Source organism: Bradyrhizobium centrosematis (genome assembly GCF_045571495.1).
In the GTDB taxonomy this organism is placed as follows: domain Bacteria; phylum Pseudomonadota; class Alphaproteobacteria; order Rhizobiales; family Xanthobacteraceae; genus Bradyrhizobium; species Bradyrhizobium centrosematis.
The window spans coordinates 7,337,141-7,354,650 of record NZ_CP120703.1; the positions used below are offsets into that span (position 1 = coordinate 7,337,141).

The 17,510-nt window shown below is 64.8% G+C and carries 16 protein-coding genes; 6 read left to right on the forward strand and 10 right to left on the reverse strand.

Features of this window, described 5'->3' with window-relative positions; genetic code table 11:
* The first annotated feature begins 145 nt into the window (after positions 1–145).
* Both P6U31_RS34640 and P6U31_RS34645 read left to right on the forward strand, forming a co-directional pair.
* On the forward strand, positions 146–1,204 hold the full coding sequence (locus tag P6U31_RS34640) for a polysaccharide deacetylase family protein (protein WP_407186075.1): 1,059 nt from the start codon (positions 146–148) through the stop codon (positions 1,202–1,204).
* 237 nt (positions 1,205–1,441) lie between these two features.
* Positions 1,442–2,242 carry an SDR family NAD(P)-dependent oxidoreductase gene (locus P6U31_RS34645; protein WP_407186076.1) on the forward strand — a complete coding sequence of 267 codons (801 nt, stop codon included), beginning with the start codon at positions 1,442–1,444 and terminating at the stop codon, positions 2,240–2,242.
* A 176-nt stretch (positions 2,243–2,418) separates the two neighbouring features.
* On the opposite strand, the gene boxB is transcribed toward P6U31_RS34645, so the two are convergent.
* The 4 genes from boxB to P6U31_RS34665 form a co-directional block, all read right to left on the reverse strand.
* The gene (gene boxB / locus P6U31_RS34650; RefSeq protein WP_407186077.1) at positions 2,419–3,870 is read right to left on the reverse strand and encodes a benzoyl-CoA 2,3-epoxidase subunit BoxB; all 1,452 of its coding nucleotides are present in this window, start codon (positions 3,868–3,870) and stop codon (positions 2,419–2,421) included.
* A gap of 13 nt (positions 3,871–3,883) precedes the next feature.
* Positions 3,884–5,572, reverse strand: coding sequence for a 2,3-epoxybenzoyl-CoA dihydrolase (gene boxC, locus P6U31_RS34655; RefSeq protein ID WP_407186078.1), 1,689 nt, complete (start codon positions 5,570–5,572; stop codon positions 3,884–3,886).
* A gap of 129 nt (positions 5,573–5,701) precedes the next feature.
* A complete protein-coding gene (locus tag P6U31_RS34660; RefSeq protein WP_407186079.1) occupies positions 5,702–6,514 on the reverse strand; it encodes an alpha/beta fold hydrolase in 813 nt (270 codons plus the stop codon).
* Positions 6,515–6,643: 129 nt separating this feature from the next.
* Positions 6,644–8,185, reverse strand: coding sequence for a benzoate-CoA ligase family protein (locus P6U31_RS34665; protein WP_407186080.1), 1,542 nt, complete (start codon positions 8,183–8,185; stop codon positions 6,644–6,646).
* Between the two features lie 137 nt (positions 8,186–8,322).
* Between P6U31_RS34665 and P6U31_RS34670 the strand changes: the two genes are divergently transcribed.
* Positions 8,323–9,231 carry a helix-turn-helix transcriptional regulator gene (locus tag P6U31_RS34670; RefSeq protein ID WP_407186081.1) on the forward strand — a complete coding sequence of 303 codons (909 nt, stop codon included), beginning with the start codon at positions 8,323–8,325 and terminating at the stop codon, positions 9,229–9,231.
* Between the two features lie 2 nt (positions 9,232–9,233).
* Positions 9,234–9,629, forward strand: coding sequence for a group II truncated hemoglobin (locus P6U31_RS34675; protein WP_407186082.1), 396 nt, complete (start codon positions 9,234–9,236; stop codon positions 9,627–9,629).
* Positions 9,630–9,663: 34 nt separating this feature from the next.
* On the opposite strand, the gene P6U31_RS34680 is transcribed toward P6U31_RS34675, so the two are convergent.
* Positions 9,664–9,996, reverse strand: a complete 333-nt coding sequence (locus P6U31_RS34680; protein ID WP_407186083.1) for a PRC-barrel domain-containing protein — start codon at positions 9,994–9,996, stop codon at positions 9,664–9,666.
* A 149-nt stretch (positions 9,997–10,145) separates the two neighbouring features.
* Positions 10,146–10,931, reverse strand: coding sequence for an IclR family transcriptional regulator C-terminal domain-containing protein (locus P6U31_RS34685; protein ID WP_407186084.1), 786 nt, complete (start codon positions 10,929–10,931; stop codon positions 10,146–10,148).
* A 102-nt stretch (positions 10,932–11,033) separates the two neighbouring features.
* Between P6U31_RS34685 and P6U31_RS34690 the strand changes: the two genes are divergently transcribed.
* Together P6U31_RS34690 and P6U31_RS34695 are read left to right on the forward strand one after the other, a co-directional pair.
* A complete protein-coding gene (locus P6U31_RS34690; protein WP_407186085.1) occupies positions 11,034–12,392 on the forward strand; it encodes a Rieske 2Fe-2S domain-containing protein in 1,359 nt (452 codons plus the stop codon).
* A 114-nt stretch (positions 12,393–12,506) separates the two neighbouring features.
* Positions 12,507–13,955, forward strand: coding sequence for a glutamine synthetase family protein (locus P6U31_RS34695; RefSeq protein WP_407186086.1), 1,449 nt, complete (start codon positions 12,507–12,509; stop codon positions 13,953–13,955).
* 147 nt (positions 13,956–14,102) lie between these two features.
* On the opposite strand, the gene P6U31_RS34700 is transcribed toward P6U31_RS34695, so the two are convergent.
* Genes P6U31_RS34700 through P6U31_RS34715 form a run of 4 tightly spaced genes read right to left on the reverse strand, consistent with a single transcriptional unit; the run spans position 14,103 to position 17,427 of the window.
* Positions 14,103–14,816: an ABC transporter ATP-binding protein gene (locus tag P6U31_RS34700; RefSeq protein WP_407186087.1), complete on the reverse strand. Its 714-nt coding sequence runs from the start codon at positions 14,814–14,816 to the stop codon at positions 14,103–14,105.
* Positions 14,809–15,576 carry an ABC transporter ATP-binding protein gene (locus P6U31_RS34705; protein ID WP_407186088.1) on the reverse strand — a complete coding sequence of 256 codons (768 nt, stop codon included), beginning with the start codon at positions 15,574–15,576 and terminating at the stop codon, positions 14,809–14,811. Before P6U31_RS34705 ends, P6U31_RS34700 begins: the two co-directional genes overlap by 8 nt.
* Positions 15,569–16,513, reverse strand: a complete 945-nt coding sequence (locus P6U31_RS34710) for a branched-chain amino acid ABC transporter permease (protein WP_407186089.1) — start codon at positions 16,511–16,513, stop codon at positions 15,569–15,571. Before P6U31_RS34710 ends, P6U31_RS34705 begins: the two co-directional genes overlap by 8 nt.
* Positions 16,510–17,427: a branched-chain amino acid ABC transporter permease gene (locus tag P6U31_RS34715; protein ID WP_407186090.1), complete on the reverse strand. Its 918-nt coding sequence runs from the start codon at positions 17,425–17,427 to the stop codon at positions 16,510–16,512. The genes P6U31_RS34710 and P6U31_RS34715 overlap by 4 nt, the downstream gene beginning before the upstream one ends.
* Between the last annotated feature and the right edge of the window lie 83 nt (positions 17,428–17,510).

Consider the following 17,510-nt stretch of genomic DNA (forward strand, 5'->3'; position numbering starts at 1 on the left):
AACCGGAGACAAAACAAACCCTTGGCAGGCTGTCAAACCGGAAATGGCGCCCTTCCGAAGGCACCGCCTGGACAATCCGAATAACTTTTTCTTCAAGGGTTCTTCCGTAAGTTGAAGACGGAATGCCAGAGTCCGCCGGCCGGTCATGAAACAACTGCGTAACAACGTCATCCGCGCCGGGCTGGGAGCACTCTATTTCAGCGGGGCACACCATTTGCTGCGCCCGCTTCTGTCGGGCGTCGGTGCCATTTTCATGCTGCACCATGTGCGGCCGGCCCGAGAGGCCGCGTTCCAGCCGAACCGGCATCTCGAGGTCACCCCCGAATTCCTCCGCGCCACGCTGTGCCATTTGCGCTCGCGCGACATCGACATCGTCACCATGGACGAGCTGCATGAGCGGCTGGTGCAGGGCCGCTTCGACCGCCGCTTCGCCGCCTTCACCTTCGACGACGGCTATCGCGACAATCTGGACCATGCGCTGCCGGTTCTGCGCGAATTTGACGCGCCGCTGACCGTCTATGTCGCCAGCGATTTTGCCGAAGGTACCGGACGGCTGTGGTGGGCGGCGCTGGAGGCGGTGATCGCCAAGGCCGCGCAGATCGAGATCAAGATTGGCCATTCCGCGCTGCGGCTCGATGCGACGACGCCCGCCGCCAAGCAGGCGGCGTTCGACCGCCTGCACGACTGGCTGCGCGGACTGCCGGGCGAGCACGACCTCAAGCGGGAGATCGAGGCGCTCTGCACGACGGGCGACGTCGACTTAGCCGCGCTGTGCCGCAGCCTCTGCCTGTCCTGGGCTGAGTTGAAGTCCTTTGCCGCCGATCCGCTGGTCACCATCGGGGCGCATAGCGTCAGCCACTGCAACCTTGCCAAGCTGGCGGAAGACGTCGCCGCGCAGGAGCTGGCCATGAGCCGCGCGCGGATCGAGCAGGCGCTGCAGCGCCCCGTGCTGCACCTCGCTTATCCCTATGGCGACCGCGACGCCGCGGGAACACGCGAATTCGGCCTGGCTGCGACGGCGGGCTTCAAGACCGCAGTGACGACGCGGCCCGGCATGCTGTTCGCGGAGAATGCCGGCCAGATGACGGCGCTGCCGCGCGTCTCGCTCAACGGCAACTACCAGGACGCACGAATCCTGCCGGTCTTGACCTCGGGCGCCGCGACCGCGATGTGGAACGGTTTCCGCCGGATCGCGGCGGCGTAGGCCGCAAATGCCGCCGTCGTCCCGGACGAGCGCGCCCCAAGCGCGCGCCGATTCGGGACCCATACCCCAGCGAGAAATTGCTGCACGAGCAGGCAACCACGAGTCTTCGCAAAACGAATTCCTGTGGTTATGGGTGCCGGATCGGCGCTCCGCTTCGCTACGCTGTCCGGGACGACTAGCTGAGTTGACTCCCCTGCCCGGCCCGCTCACAACGGGCGCCAACCAAGGGAGGCATTCATGTTCAACGACCTGTTCTCGCTCAAAGGCCGCGTCGCGCTGGTCACCGGCGGCTCGCGCGGCATCGGCAAGATGATCGCGGCGGGATTTCTCAGCGCCGGCGCCGCAAAGGTCTACATCACCGCGCGCAAGGCCGGGCCGTGCGAGGCGACCGCCAAGGAGCTCACCGCGCAATATGACGGCGAATGCATCGCGCTGCCGATCGACATCTCTACCGTCGAAGGTTGTGACCAGCTGGCTTCCGAGATCATCAAGCTGGAGCCGAAGCTCGACATCCTCGTCAACAATGCCGGCGCAGCCTGGGGCGCGGAGTTCGACGAATTCCCCGAAAGCGGCTGGGACAAGGTGATGAACCTCAACGTCAAGGCGCCGTTCTTCCTGACAAAAGCGCTGGCCGGTCCCTTGCGCGCGGCGGCGAGCGCAGAGCGGTCTGCGAAGGTGATCAATATCGCCTCGATCGACGGCATCTTCGTCAATCCGATGGAGACCTATTCCTACGCCGCGAGCAAGGCCGGGCTGATCCATCTGACGCGGCGCATGGCGACCAGGCTGATCAAGGACAACATCAACGTCACCGCGATCGCACCGGGCGCATTCAAGTCCGACATGAACCGCGCCGCGCGCGACCACGCGGACGAGGTCGCACAGCGCATCCCGGCGCGGCGGATCGGCACCGACGAGGACATGGCGGGGGTGGCGATCTATCTCGCCTCGCGCGCGGGTGATTACGTGATTGGCAACACCATCGCGGTCGACGGCGGCGTGGTGTATGCGAATGCCGGGCTAGAGATCGCGGGGTAGGCGGCGAGGTTTGGCAAAGGCCGCGCCTCACAGTTCGCGGTCAAGCCCCGGTTGGCCCGGGGCATCCAGTACGCCGCGGCTTCACGGCAGGACCACAAGCGCCTCTGGAATACTGGATCACCCGCTTTCGCGGGTGATGACACCATTTGTGTTGCGCGAGCACCCGCCCCTGACGCTTACGACTCGATCTTCACGTACTCGAAGTCACCCGGCTTGTTGTCGATGCCGACCTTCGGCGGCGAGATCCAGGAAGCGAACTGGCCGATTTCGGTGACGGGCTGCATCAAGGAGGTGATGAAGTCGCCGTCGCTCGCTGACGGCAGCCATTCGTCCTTGCGCTTGGCCCAGGTCGCCTCGTCGATCAGGATCCCGTCCGGGGTCGCGTGCACGTCCTTGAACTCGCCGATATGGCGGTGGAAGGCGACGTTGGGCAAGGTCAGCCTGAAATCATAGCCGGCGGTCGAGATCACCTTATTCCAGCGCAGCATGCCCTTGACGCAATCCTGGCTGTAATCATCGCGCAGGCGCATGTTGAGCGCGGTCAGCGCCGGCTCGTCGACCAGCTTGATCTCGCCGTTGATCAGCTTGAGCACCGGATAGGTGGAGTTCTTGAGCTGGTGGTCGTCTTCGATCTGGGTCTCGTGATAGCGGCCCTTGATGCCGGCATTGAAGGCGTTGGCCGCGTTGGTCGAGACCTCGGAGCCGAACAGGTCAAGCGACAGCGTGTAGTGCAGGTTCAGCTTTTTCTGGATCGTGGGCAGGTCGATCACGCCGAGCGCGCGGACCTTCGCGATGTCGGTGGGATCGGTGATGCCGGCCGCGCGCATCGCATCGCAGGTGCGCTGCACGACGCGGGTGATGCCGGTCTCGCCGACGAACATGTGGTGCGCTTCTTCGGTCAGCATGAAGCGGCAGGTGCGCGACAGCGGATCGAAGCCGGATTGCGCCAGCGAGTGCAGCTGCATCTTGCCGTCGCGGTCGGTGAAATAGGTGAACATGAAGAAGGACAACCAGTCCGGCGTCGCCTCGTTGAAGGCGCCCAGCATGCGCGGCGCATCGGCATCGCCGGAGCGCCGGCGCAGCAATTCGTCGGCCTCCTCACGGCCGTCGCGGCCGAAATATTTCTGCAGCAGATAGACCATCGCCCAGAGGTGACGGCCTTCCTCGACGTTGACCTGGAACAGATTGCGCATGTCGTAGAGCGAGGGCGCGGTCTTGCCGAGATGGCGCTGCTGCTCCACCGAGGCCGGCTCGGTGTCGCCCTGGATCACGATCAGGCGGCGCAGCATGGCGCGGTGCTCGCCCGGGACTTCCTGCCAGGCCGGCTCGCCATAATGCTCGCCGAACGGCACGACGCGATTCTCCTCCTGCGGGGCAAGGAGAATGCCCCAGCGATATTCGGGCATGCGCACGTAGTCGAACTTGGCCCAGCCGCGCGGATCGACCGAATAGGCGGTGCGCAGATAGACCAGCGATTCCTGGAAACCTTCCGGCCCCATGTCGCTCCACCAGTCCATGTAGCCGGGGTGCCAGCCTTCCAGCGCTTTGAGCACCTGGCGGTCTTCGGCGAGATTGACGTTGTTGGGAATCTTGGTCGAGTAGTCGACGTTCATGATGTTCATGTTCATGGCCGTGCGCTCCTTAAACTCTCGTCATATCGAATTTCGGCTTCTGGCCGCTGCCGTAGCGGCGCAGCGCGCCTTCCTCGCCGACCGCGTTGGGGCGCTGGAAGATCCAGTTCTGCCATGCCGTCAGGCGTGCGAAGATCTTTGATTCCATCGTCTCCGGTCCGACGAAGCGCAGGCTCGCCTCCATGCCGGTGAGGCTGTCGGGCGAGAAGCTGGCGCGCTCCTCGAGAAACACGCGAACCTCGTCGTCCCAGTCGATGTCGTCGAGCGCGAAGGTCACGAGACCAAGCTCCTCCGCCTGCTCGGCGTCGAGCGCGGTGCCGAGCGTGGCTTCCGCACGCTCGACGTCCGAGGGATCGGCCTGGAAGCGCGATTGCAGCCGCGTCAGGCCATGGCTCATCGGATAGGGACCGAAGTTCATGGCCGACAATTCGATCGACGGCGGCGGGCGGTTGTCGCCCTGGCGCGTGCCGATCAGCATGTAGGAGCGGTCGGCGGCGAAGACGAGTTCGGCGAGCGTGCCGGCAAAGCAGGAGCCGGGCTCGACCAGCGTCACCAGCGTGCGCGAGGTGACGTCGATGCGCTTCAGGACGCGCTTCCAGTAATGGCGGATCTCGTTGACCAGCCAATGCGTCTTGTTGGCTTCGAGGAAGGCGTCGGCCGCGAGCACATGGGCACGGTCGCCGTGGCTCTTGAACACCAGCATGGCGATCTCGAGCTCGTTGATACGCAGGTGCAGGATGGCGTCGTCGAGTTCGCGCGCCACTTGCAACGGCCAGAACGACGCGCCTTGCGCCATCATGCCGTCAATGTCGGCGGGCGGCGCGGTCTCCGGCGCCTTGATCGAGATGGTGGCGATGCGCGCCGCGCGATCGATGTCGACCGTGACGAAACCGTAGCGGATGCTGGTGTCGTCGATGAGGCGCTTGAGCGGCGTCAACGCGATGCCTTTGCCGGTGCCGTTGCGCTTCGATTGGCCTGCGAATTCCTTGGCGCGCTCGGCGATCCTGGCCTCGAGTTTGGAGTTCGGCGCGATCTCGTCGACGAGACGCCACTGCACGGCGCGCTTGCCCTTCACGCCCTCCTCGATGGTGCAGAAGAAGTCGGCATGGTCGCGCCGCACCTTGCGCTTGTCGACGACGCGGGTCAGCCCGCCGGTGCCGGGCAACACCGCAAGCAGCGGCACCTCGGGCAGTGCGACGGCGGAGGAGCCGTCGTCGGCAAGAATGATGTGGTCGGTCGCGAGCGCCAGCTCATAGCCACCGCCGGCCGCCGAGCCGTTCACCACGGTAATGAAGCGTTGGCCGGAATTCTCGGACGAATCCTCCATGCCATTGCGGGTCTCGTTGGTGAACTTGCAGAAGTTCACCTTGTGGGCATGGGTGGAGCCGGCGAGCATGCGGATGTTGGCGCCGGCGCAGAACACGCGGTTCTTGGCCGAGCGCATCACCACGACCTTCACTTCCGGATGCTCGAAGCGCAGCCGCTGGACCGCATCGGCGAGCTCGATGTCGACGCCGAGGTCATAGGAATTGAGCTTGAGCAGATAGCCTTCGAACAGGCCGCCATTCTCGTCGACGTCCATGGTCAGCGTCGCCACGTCGCCGTCGACTGCGAGCTTCCAGTGCTTGTAGCGGGACGGTTCGGTCTGGAAATCAATGAATGTCGCGCCGCCTGCGAGGCGCCGATCTTCCCCGGCCATGGGTCATCCCTGAGCTTGATTATGCGTCTTTGCCGTAGCGTTAGATGCACAATAATGCATCTTGCCGGGTAAGTCTAGCCCAGGCCTAAGCCTCGCATGCACTTTGCTTCATATCGGCGCGCATACGTCTCATGCGGCCTCAAGCCCGGGATCGTCCCTTAGGGCGGCTGTTGCAAACTGCGTGATAGCCTCGAGCGTGGGCCCCGGGGCCTCGCGATGCGGGGAATGCGCTGCGCCGGCAATGATCTTCAGGTCGACCGGGCAGTAACATTCCTCTTGTGCGATCTCCGCCTGGCGCAGCGTCCCGTATTGGTCGTCCACGCCCTGCACGATCATCACAGGGACGCGGATATAGGCGAGGTAGTCGGAGATGTCCCAATCGCGGAACTTCGGGTCGAGCCAGGCGCCGTTCCAGCCGTAGAAGGCGTTGTCGACGTCCTTGTGCCAGCGCGCCAGCTTTGTCTTGAGGTCGGTGGTCTCGAACGTCGTCTTGATCTCCGCGATCGATTTCACCGAGATGTCCTCGACGATGAAATGCGGCGCAATCAGCACAAGGCCGCTCAGGCGATGATCCTGATGCGCTCCCGCGTAGATCGCCGCGATCGAGGCGCCGTCGGAATGGCCGAGCAGGAGGCCGCGCTTGAAGCCGATCGTGTCGAGCAGCTTCGGCAGCACGTCCAGCGCCTCGCGATGCATGTAGTCGAGCGGCCGCGGCAAGGCGACCGGGCTCGACTGGCCGTAGCCGGCGCGCGAATAGACGAAGACGCCGGCGCCAGTGGCCTGCTGCAGCTTCTCGGGGAAATCGCCCCAGAGGCCGACCGAGCCGAGGCCTTCGTGCAGCATGACGATGGCAGGTGCATCCGCAACTTGCGGCGCGAGCCATTTGTATTCGAGGCTGGCGGTGCCGATGTCGAGGAAGCCGGTGGGGGTGAGGTTGGTCATGCTGTCGTTTCCATTCATTCCGTCATTCCGGACGACTCGCACAGCGAGTTGATCCGGAATCTCGAGATTGCAGTCCATAGCTCGAGATTCCGGGTTCGCGCTTCGCGCGCCCCGGAATGACGGAGCCACTCAATGCGCGCCTTCCCGCAGCTTGAAACGCTGGATCTTGCCCGTCGCCGTCTTCGGCAGCGAGTCCACCACGTCGATCCAGCGCGGGTATTTCCACGGGCCGATCTTCTGCTTGACGTGCTCCTTGAGCGCCTCCTGCAACTCCGTCGTCGTCGCGCCGGGACGCAGCACCACGAAGGCCTTCGGCTTCAGCAATCCTTCCGGATCGGCCTCGGGCACCACGGCGGCTTCCAGCACGGCCGGATGCGTGATCAGCGCGCTCTCCACTTCGAACGGCGAGACCCAGATGCCGGAAACCTTGAACATGTCGTCGGCACGGCCGCAGAAAGTGTAGCGGCCATCCGCGTCACGAACATATTTGTCGCCGGTGCGGGTCCACGGTCCTTCGAAGGTGCGGCGGCTCTTGTGGCGCTGATTCCAGTAGCCTTCGCCGGCGGAGGGCGCGTCGACCAGCAGTTCGCCGACCTCGCCATCGGCGACATCCTGCCCGGCTTCGTTGACGAGCCGCACCGCATAGCCCGGCACCGGCTTGCCGGACGAGCCGTATTTGATGTCGCCGGGCGCGTTCGAGAGAAAAATGTGCAAGAGCTCGGTCGAGCCGACGCCGTCGAGAATGTCGACGCCGAAGCGCGCCTTCCAGCTGTTGCCGACCGTTTCCGGCAGCGCTTCGCCGGCGGAGGTGCAGATGCGCAAATTCTTGCCGCCGCGCTCGGCCTTCATGGTCTCGTCGTTGAGCATCGCGGCGAACAGGGTCGGCACGCCGTAGAAGATCGAGGGATTGTAGCGGTTCATCAGGTCGAACATGCGCGCCGGCGTCGGGCGCTCGCTGTTCAGGATCACGCTGGCGCCGACCGACATCGGGAAGGTCAGCGCATTGCCGAGACCATAAGCGAAGAACAATTTTGCGGCGGAGAGGCACACATCGCTCTCGCGGATACCGAGCACCTGCTTGGCGTAGGTGTCGGCGGTCGCCTGCAAATTGGAATGGATGTGGCGCACGCCCTTCGGCATGCCCGTTGACCCCGACGAATAGAGCCAGAACGCCGGCTCGTCCGGATGCGTCGCCGCGGTGGTGAACTGATCGCTCTCGCCGGCGAGCTCTTCAGTGAGCTGCTTGTGTCCGTTCTGCTTGGCGCCGGAGACCACGACATGCTCGAGATCCGGCATGCGGCCGACGACATCCTTGATGACAGGGTAGAGCGCCTCGGAAACGAACAGCACGCGGGCGCGGCAGTCGGCGAGAATGTAGGCGTATTGGTCCGCGGTCAGCAGCGTGTTCAGCGGCACCGGCACGATGCCGGCGCGGATCGCGCCGAGGAACACGACCGGAAAGTCGACCGTGTCGAGCATGATCATCGCCACGCGCTCCTCGCGGCGGACGCCGAATCGGCGCAGCATGTTGGCGGCGCGGCGGGTCTGTTGCTGCAGCTCGCCATAGGTGAGCCGCGAGACGGTGTCGTCGAAGGCGAGCTTGCTGCCTCGGCCCTCCTCGACGTTACGGTCGAGCAGCCAGGTCACCGCGTTGTAGGATCCCTCGCTCACGGACTTCTCCCCCGAATTTTAGAATTATAATTCATAGAAAGACACCGCGGCGGCTTGCTGTCAATGCCAGCAGGCACTATGTTTCATTAAAACGCGCCGCAGGACCTCCTTCAAGAGGGCATCTGTAAAGAAGGCTCATGACCGACAGTCCCGACGCCGAATCCCGCTTTCTCGAACAGCTCGGCCAACGCGTGCGCACTATGCGCGCGCTGCGCGGCATGTCGCGCAAGGTGCTCGCCAAGGTGTCAGGGATCTCGGAGCGCTACATCGCGCAGCTCGAAAGCGGCAAGGGCAACGTCTCCATCGTGCTGCTCCGCCGTGTCTCCGATGCGATGGGCGCGCATTTGGAGCATCTGCTTCCCTCGGACGAGCCGGCGCCGGACTGGCCGATGTTCCGCGACCTCCTGCGCAAGGCGACACCGGCGCAGATCGCGCAAGCCAAGGATCTGCTCACCGGCGGCAGCGCAACCGCGCCGCGCCGCGCGCCGTTCTGCGGCATTGCGCTGATCGGTCTGCGCGGCGCCGGCAAATCCACGCTCGGGCGGATGCTCGCGAAGAAGATCGGCTGGAGCTTCGTCGAGCTCAACAAGGAGGTCGAGCAGCAGAACGGCCTCTCGGTCGCCGAGATCATTGCGCTGTACGGCCAGGAAGGCTTTCGCCGCATGGAGCAGGCGGCGCTGCAGAAGCTGCTGGCGCGCAACGAGCTGATGGTGCTGGCAACCGGCGGCGGCATCGTCTCCGAGCCGCTCACCTTCGACCAGATCCTGACCTCGTTCTACACGATCTGGCTGAAGGCCGAGCCCGAGGAGCACATGGCCCGCGTGCGCCGCCAGGGCGATCTGCGTCCGATGGCCGACGATCGCTCCGCAATGGCGGAGCTGCGCAACATCTTGCTGAGCCGCGAGCCGCTGTATTCGCGCGCGACCGCGGTGGTGGACACGGCCGGGCTTTCCGTCGATGCGGCGGCCGCACGGCTGATCGATGCGGTCCGCCCGGTGCTGCAGAACGAGGCCCGCAGCTTCGGGCTGCGCAGCGTAGCGCTTTAGAAATGGCCGACGGCACCGTCACCACCTCCATGTTCGAGCGGATCGGCGGGAGCGCCACGATCGAGCGTTTGGTCGACCGCTTCTACGAACGCATGGACACGCTGCCGGAGGCGAAGGTCATCCGCGCCATGCATGCGAACGACCTCGGCCTGATCAGGGACGTGCTGAAGCGCTATCTCACCGAATGGACCGGCGGCCCACGCCTCTATACGCCAGAGAAGGGCCATCCGCGGCTGCGCCAACGACACATCGGCTTTGCCATCGGTGATGCCGAGCGCGATGCGTGGATGCTCTGCATGCGCGGCGCGATGGAGGAGACGATCACGGATAGTGCCGCGCGGCAGGATCTCGACAAGGCAATATCCGGCCTTGCCGACTGGATGCGCAACCGGCCGTGACGCTGCTGAACGGGGCAGTAGCCCCTAGTCCCGGCTAGATCGACCAATAGTTCGGATGCTGGTAGGGCCGCGAACGGTCGCCCCAATCGAACGCCTCGCCATCGAGCTCGCAAGGGCCGCTGCTCAATTGCTCCGGCGTCATGTCGACCTGGAAGGCCTGACGGGCCGGATCATATTTCAGTGCGCTCCACTGCACCGGACAATGGTGATGGGTGCCGAGCAGGCTGCCGGTCTTGATCACGGCGTAGGCGACCGTTCCGCTCACCTTGTCGAGCATCAACCGCTCGATCGTGCCGAGCTTCTTGCCGTCACAGCCATAGACGGCGACGTGCTGCACGCGATCACTGGGAACCATAGCGTGTTGCATGGCGTGCTCCCTGGGTTCTTTTGCTGCGCGCATTATAGTCCCGTAGCCCGAATGAGCGAAGCGACATCCGGGGTCTTGCGATGCTTCCCCCGATATCCCGGAGCCTGTCATCGGGCGGCGCTTCGCGCCGACCCGTTGGCCCACCTCGGCTACAGGAGCTGTGATCGCACCGCCTCCGCGCCTTCGCGCAGCAGCGGCAGGAAGCGGTCGATCAATTCCTGCGTCGGCACGCGGTCGACATGCGCGCCCATGTTGATGGCGGCGGCGATGACGCCGTCATAGCGGCGCACGGGAACCGAGATCGAGCGGAAATGCGGCTCGGCCTCGCGATCGACCAGTGAATAGCCTTGCGCGCGGTCGGCGGCGATGCGTGCGAGCAGCGCCTTCGGATCGGTCATCGTCTGCGGCGTCAGCGCCTCGCGCTTCATCGTCTTCAGGCGCGCGGCGAGATCGGTGCCGTCGAGCTGGCCCAGCATGGCGCGGCCGACCGAGGTGCAAAAGGCCGGGAGGCGGTAGCCGATCTCGAGGCCGCCCGAGAACATCCGCGCCGGGCTGCTGCGTGCGACGAACACGACATCATCGCCATCGAGCACCGCGAGCGAGGAGATTTCGTTTGCCGCGGTTGCGACGCGATCCAGCACGGGCTGAAGCACCGCCACGAGCTGGCTGGAGCGCAAGTAAGACGCTGCCAGCGTCAGCACGTGCGGCGTCAGCGAGAACAGCTTGCCGTCGCCCGCGACGTAGCCGCCGCGCTGCAGCGTGAACAGCATGCGGCGGGCGGTGGCGCGCGGCAGATCGGCGGCGCGGGCGAGATCGCTCAGCGTCATCGGGCCTGCATTGGTGCCGAAGCATTGCAGCAGGCGCAGGCCGCGATCCAGCGCCTCGACGAAATCCGTCGCGCGCTCCTCGCTCTCGCTCCGCTTCAGCTTGGGCATGGTGACGGGCCAATCCTGCAAAATAGTGCTTGCTGCCGCTCCAAGGCATGTCATAATTCGCCCATTCGTTCAATAGGCGAACTCCACAAGGATGCACACGCCATGATGAGCCAGGAGCAGAACGACCTGATCACCCGTACCGGGCCGAAGGATCCGTGCGGGAAGCTGATGCGGAGCTACTGGCAGCCGGCGGCGCTGGTGGATGAGCTGGAGGGCGGCCGCCCCATCCGTCCGGTCAAACTGCTCGGCGAGAACCTGGTGCTATTCCGCGATGAGCGAGGACGCTACGGCCTGATCGACCGCCACTGCGCCCATCGCGGCGCCGACCTCGCCTTCGGCCGGCTGGAACATGGCGGCCTGCGCTGCGCCTTCCACGGCTGGCTGTTCGACGCGACGGGCCAGTGCATCGAGACTCCAGCCGAGCCGAAGGATTCAAAGCTCTGCCAGAACATCCGCCAGCGCTCCTATCCCGTGGTGGAGAAGAGCGGCATCCTCTGGGCTTATCTCGGCGAAGGCACCCCGCCCGCCTTCCCGGAGATCGACTGCTTCGTCGCGCCCGGTACCCACACCTTTGCCTTCAAGGGCCACATGGCCTGCAACTGGCTGCAGGCGCTCGAGGTCGGTATCGATCCCGCGCACGCGTCCTATCTGCACCGCTTCTTCGAGGACGAGGACACGTCCACGGCTTACGGCAAGCAGTTTCGCGGCGCTTCGGCGGGAAGCGACCTGCCGATGACGAAGATCCTGCGCGAATACGACCGCCCGATCATCAATGTCGAGCACACCGAATACGGCCTGCGCCTGATCGCGCTGCGCGAGATCGACGAGGAGCGCACCCATGTGCGCGTCACTAACCAGCTGTTCCCGCACGGCTTCGTCATCCCCATGAGCACTGAGATGACGATCACGCAGTGGCACGTGCCGGTCGACGACGAGAACTGCTACTGGTACGCGATCTTCACCAGTTACACGAGCCCGGTCGACAAGCAGAAGATGCGCGACCAGCGGCTCGAGCTCTATGAGCTGCCCGACTACAAGTCGCGCAAGAACCGAGCCAACGATTACGGTTTCGATCCGCACGAGCAACAGACCGCGACCTATACCGGCATGGGCAACGACATCAACGTCCACGACCAGTGGGCGGTGGAATCGATGGGCGCGATCCAGGACCGCACCAAGGAGCATCTCGGTTCGAGCGACAAGGCGATCGTGCAATATCGCCGTCTGCTGCGGCAGGAGATCGAGAAGGTCTCCGGCGGCGACAAGCCGATGCTGTTCTTGGACGAAGCCAATGCGCGTTCGATCCAGGGACCGGCGACCATGGACGGCATCGGCCCGACCCGGGGCTGGGAGACCTACTGGATGGAAGTCGACGTCAAGCGCCGCCGCGGCGCACCTTGGACCGCGCCGGTGCCGAAGGAGATCGCGGACAACGTACATAAGCTGACGGCGGCGGAGTGATTTTTGTAGCATCGTCATTCCGGGGCGATGCGATAGCATCGAACCCGGAATCTCGAGGTTCCGGGTCTGGTCCTTCGGACCATCCCGGAACGACAGTTATCGGGGAGTAGCCAAGTGACTTTCGTCGCGCGTCATGCGCTGTGGTCGGATGAGCAGAGAGACGCAGCCGAGCGCATGCGCCGCATCACCGAGGAGAAGAACCTCGAGGTCATCCGCCTCGCCTTCCCCGACCAGCACGGCATCCTGCGCGGCAAGACCATCGTCGCCTCCGAAGCGATCGCGTCGCTGGAGAGCGGTTGCTCCATCACCACCACCATGCTTGCCAAGGACACCTCGCACCGCACGGTGTTTCCGGTGTTCACCGCGGGCGGCGGCTTCGGCATGAAGGAGATGGAGGGCGCGGCCGACGTGCTGATGGTCGCCGACCCCACCACGTTCCGCGTGCTGCCTTGGGCGCCCTCGACGGGCTGGGTGCTGTGCGACCTCTATTTCAACGACGGCCGCCCGGTGCCGTTCGCAACGCGCTCGCTCTATCGCAAGGTGCTTGACGAGCTCGCGGGGCGCGGCCACGATTTCGTCGCCGGCCTCGAGGTCGAATTCCACATCTTCAGGCTCGACGATCCGCATATGCGTGCGGAGGATGCCGGCCAGCCCGGCACGCCGCCGTCGGTGAGCCTGCTCAGCCACGGCTATCAATACCTGACCGAGCAGCGCTTCGATCAAATGGAGCCGGTGCTGGAGATCCTGCGCCGCGACATCGTCGCGCTCGGACTGCCCCTGCGCTCGGTCGAGGTCGAGTTCGGTCCGAGCCAGTGCGAATTCACCTTTGCACCACGGAAGGGGCTCGAGCCTGCCGACAACATGGTGCTGTTCCGCTCCGCGGTGAAGCAGATCGCGCGCCGCCACGGCTATCACGCCACCTTCATGTGCCGGCCGAAACTGCCGAACGTGTTCGCAAGCGGCTGGCATCTGCATCAGTCGATCGTCTCGCGCACGAGCGGCGACAATTTGTTCATGGCCAAGGAAACGGCGAAGGACGTCGGCGAGCCGCTCAGCGCGTTCGGCAAAGCGTATCTCGCCGGCCTGCTCGACCACGCCCGCGCCTCCACTGTGTTCACCACCCCGACCATCAACGGCTACAAGCGCTATCGGTCCTACTCGCTGGCGCCGGATCGCGCGATCTGGGGCCGCGACAATCGCGGCGTGATGATCCGCGTGCTCGGCGGCGCGGGTGATGCCGCCACGCGCCTTGAGAACCGCATCGGTGAGCCCGCCGCCAATCCCTATCTCTACATGGCCTCGCAAATCCTCTCCGGCCTCGACGGCGTCGATCGCAAGCTCGATCCCGGACCCTCGGCCGACACGCCCTATGAGACCAAGGCGCCGCTGCTGCCGAAGAGCTTGCGCGATGCGGTCTCAGCGCTCAAGGACGATCCGTTCTTCCGCGAGAAGCTAGGTGCGGAGTTCGTCGACTACTACACCCACATCAAGAACGCCGAGATCGATCGCTTCCTCTCGGAGGTGACCGATTGGGAGCACCGCGAATATTTCGAAGTGTTTTGAGCGGCGTCGACGTCGCTCCGGTGACTGCGACGCGCTCTCTCCTCCGTCATTGCGAGCGCAGCGAAGCAATCCAGACTCCCTCCGCGGAAAGACTCCGGATTGCTTCGTCGCAAAGGCTCCTCGCAATGACGAGGAGAGAGCGGGAGTTCAAATCCCGAGATATTTATGCTGTAGATCCGGCTCGGCCATCAGCTCGTCGGAGGTGCCGCTCCACACCGTCTTGCCGCGCTCGATGATGTAGTGGCGGTCGCAGATGCGGGCGAGGTGATCGACGTTCTTGTCGACGACCAGGATCGACTGGCCCCGGTTCTTGAGCAGCGACAGGCAGCTCCAGATTTCTTCGCGGATCAGCGGCGCGAGACCCTCGGTCGCTTCGTCCAGAATCAGCAGCTTCGGATTGGTCATCAACGCGCGGCCGATCGCGAGCATCTGCTGCTCGCCGCCGGAGAGCTGGTTGCCCATATTGGTGGCGCGCTCGGCGAGACGCGGGAACAGCACGTAAATCGCCGCCAGTGTCCAGGGATTGGGGCTGCCGAAGCGATCGGCAGCGGCCGCAACCAGGTTTTCGCGCACGGTGAGGTTTGGGAAGATCTGGCGTCCCTCGGGAACGAGCCCGATGCCGAGCTTCGCGATCCTGTAGGATGGAAGCTGACGCACATCCGCGCCCGCAAACCGGATCGCGCCTGCGCGTGCGGGCGTCAGCCCCATGATGGAGCGAATCGTCGTGGTCTTGCCCATGCCGTTACGGCCCATCAGCGAGACCATCTCGCCCGGCTTGATCGACAGCGACATGCCGAACAGCACCTGGGAGAGACCATAGCAGGTCTCGATGCCGTCGACGTCGAGCAGCGTATCAGCCATGATGCGTCACCACGTGCTGGTCGCCGAGATAGGCGCGCTTGACATCTTCGTTGGCCCGGATCGCGGCCGGATCGCCGGAGGCGATGACGCGGCCATAGACCAGCACCGAGATGCGGTCGGCGAGCGCGAACACCGCGGGCATGTCGTGCTCGACCAGCACGATCGAGACCTCTTTGCGCAGCTCCTGGAGCAGCTTCACCATGCGCTGCGATTCAGTCACGCCGAGGCCTGCCATCGGTTCGTCCAGCAGCAGCAATTTCGGCTTGCTCGCGAGCGCAACCGCGAGCTCGAGCTCGCGGCGTTCGCCATGGCTGAGCCTGTTCACCACGACATCGGCCCGATGCGACAGGCCGACACGATCGAGCGCGGCGTGTGCGGCATCGCGCAAGGGTCGCTCCTTGCGCGCATCGGCGAAGAAGCGGAACGAGGTTCCGGCATGCGCCTGCGCCGCCAGGGCGACATTGTCGGCGGCGGTGAAGTCGAGCAGCAGCGAGGTGATCTGGAACGAACGTGCAAGTCCCAGCGCGCAGCGGCGATAGGCCGGCAAGTATGTGATGTCGCGCCCCGCCAGCGAGATGCTGCCGGAATGCGGCTCGAGATGCCCGGTGAGCTGGCTGATCAGCGTGGTCTTGCCGGCGCCGTTGGGGCCGATGATGGCGTGCAGCTCGCCGCTGGCAACGTCGAGCGAGACGTTGTCGGTGGCGAGGATGCCGCCGAAGCGGCGCACCAGCTTCTCGACGCGGAGCAAGGGTTCAGCCACGGCCAGCCCTCCCGAGCAAACCCATGATGCCGCCGCGGCCGAACAGCACGATCAGCAGCAGCAACGGGCCCATGATCAGCGCCCAATATTCGGTGATCTGCGACAGGAACTCTTCGAGCAGCAGGAACACCACGGCCCCCATGATCGGGCCGAACAGCGTGCCCATGCCGCCTAAGATCACCATCACCATGAGATCGCCGGAACGCGTCCAGTACATCACGGCCGGGCTGACGAAATCGGTGTTGTTGGCGAGCAGCGCGCCGGCAAGGCCGCACATGGTGCCTGAGATGACGAAGCAGACCAGCTGGTAGCGTTTTGCGGGAAAGCCGATCGCCTGCATGCGCTGCTCGTTGGAGCGCAGGCCCTGCACGACGAGGCCGAAGCGCGAATTGACGATGCGCCAGATCAGGAACACCATGCCGAGCAGGCAGGCGAGGCAGAGATAGTAGAACTGCGTGCGGTTGCCGAGATCGATCAGCCCGGCGAAGTCGCTGCGCTTGTAGATGGTGAGGCCGTCATCGCCGCCGTAACGCGCCAGTCCCGAAGCGACGTAATAGGCCATCTGGGCGAAGGCGAGCGTGATCATGATGAAATAGACGCCGCGGGTGCGCAGGGAGAGCGCGCCGATCACCAGCGCGTAGGCCGCGGAGGCGGCGAGCGCGACCGGAAACTGGATGAAGCCGGAGCCTACCCCTTCCTGCGCCAGCATGCCCACGGCATAGCCGCCGATGCCGAGATAGGCGGCGTGGCCGAAGCTCATCATGCCACCAAAGCCCATGATGAGGTTGAGGCTCGCCGCGGCCAGCGCCAGGATGATGATGCGGGTGAACAGCGTCAGGATGAAGATGTTGCCGGTCAGGTGCGAATAGAGCGGCAGCAGCACGAGGCCGGCCAGCATCAGGGCCGTGACGGCCTTGCTCACGGTGAGACTCTTCATCGACGATTGGCCGGAAACAGCCCCTCCGGCCGCACCACCAGCACGATCGCCATCAGCAGGTAGATCAGCATGGAGGACAGCGCGGGTGCGGCGGTGGATGCGGCGGCGCCGCTCAGCACCTGGCGGAGCAGGTTCGGCAGGAAGGCGCGGCCGAGCGTGTCGATCATGCCGACGAAGATCGCGGCGAGGAACGCGCCGCGGATCGAGCCGATACCGCCGATCACGATGATGACGAAGGCGAGGATCAGGATGTTCTCGCCCATGCCGATCTGCACGGTGAGGATCGGCGCCTGCATCAGCCCGGCAAGGCCCGCGAGCGCGGCGCCCAGGCCGAACACCAGCGTGTAGAGCAGCTTGATGTTGATGCCGAGCGCGCCGATCATCTCGCGGTTGGAGGCACCGGCGCGGATCAGCATGCCGATGCGGGTCCGCATCACGCCGAGATAGAGCAGGAGCGCGACCAGCAACGCCACGATGATGATGGCGAGGCGATAGGCAGGATAGTGAATGCCGGGCAGGATCGGAACCGGCACAGTGAGCCAGGCCGGCAGCGGCAGCGCCAGGCCCGCGGGGCCCCAGATCAGCCGCACCGCCTCGTTGAAGAACAGGATCAGCCCGAAGGTCGCGAGCACATGGTCGAGATGGTCGCGGCCGTAGAGATGCCGCAGCGCCGTCACTTCCAGCACGATACCGAGCACCAGCGTGGCCCCGAGCGCCATCAGCGTGCCAGCTAAGAAGCTGCCGGTCCAGGCCGCGAAGGTCGCGGCGAAATAGGCGCCCATCATGTAGAGCGAGCCGTGCGCGAGGTTGACGAGATCCATGATCCCGAACACCAGCGTCAGGCCGGCGGCGAGCAGGAAGAGCAGCAGGCCGAACTGCAATCCGTTCAAGAACTGTTCGACGACGAGCAGCATCAAAACTCTTTCAGGCGCACGCGGCGTCGCGCCGATGTTCGAACAATGTCGCCATCAGTGAAAGAGCTCCCCCTGCCTCTTCA

Bases quoted from the DNA above. Each gene is read 5' to 3' on its own strand.
- boxB (WP_407186077.1), bottom strand. From the start codon at position 3,870: ATGAACATGAACATCATGAACGTCGACTACTCGACCAAGATTCCCAAC.
- P6U31_RS34660 (WP_407186079.1), bottom strand. From the start codon at position 6,514: ATGACCAACCTCACCCCCACCGGCTTCCTCGACATCGGCACCGCCAGC.
- P6U31_RS34680 (WP_407186083.1), bottom strand. From the start codon at position 9,996: ATGCAACACGCTATGGTTCCCAGTGATCGCGTGCAGCACGTCGCCGTC.
- boxC (WP_407186078.1), bottom strand. From the start codon at position 5,572: ATGGCCGGGGAAGATCGGCGCCTCGCAGGCGGCGCGACATTCATTGAT.
- P6U31_RS34670 (WP_407186081.1), top strand. From the start codon at position 8,323: ATGACCGACAGTCCCGACGCCGAATCCCGCTTTCTCGAACAGCTCGGC.
- P6U31_RS34715 (WP_407186090.1), bottom strand. From the start codon at position 17,427: ATGCTGCTCGTCGTCGAACAGTTCTTGAACGGATTGCAGTTCGGCCTG.
- P6U31_RS34685 (WP_407186084.1), bottom strand. From the start codon at position 10,931: ATGCCCAAGCTGAAGCGGAGCGAGAGCGAGGAGCGCGCGACGGATTTC.
- P6U31_RS34700 (WP_407186087.1), bottom strand. From the start codon at position 14,816: ATGGCTGATACGCTGCTCGACGTCGACGGCATCGAGACCTGCTATGGT.
- P6U31_RS34675 (WP_407186082.1), top strand. From the start codon at position 9,234: ATGGCCGACGGCACCGTCACCACCTCCATGTTCGAGCGGATCGGCGGG.
- P6U31_RS34640 (WP_407186075.1), top strand. From the start codon at position 146: ATGAAACAACTGCGTAACAACGTCATCCGCGCCGGGCTGGGAGCACTC.
- P6U31_RS34645 (WP_407186076.1), top strand. From the start codon at position 1,442: ATGTTCAACGACCTGTTCTCGCTCAAAGGCCGCGTCGCGCTGGTCACC.
- P6U31_RS34710 (WP_407186089.1), bottom strand. From the start codon at position 16,513: ATGAAGAGTCTCACCGTGAGCAAGGCCGTCACGGCCCTGATGCTGGCC.
- P6U31_RS34690 (WP_407186085.1), top strand. From the start codon at position 11,034: ATGATGAGCCAGGAGCAGAACGACCTGATCACCCGTACCGGGCCGAAG.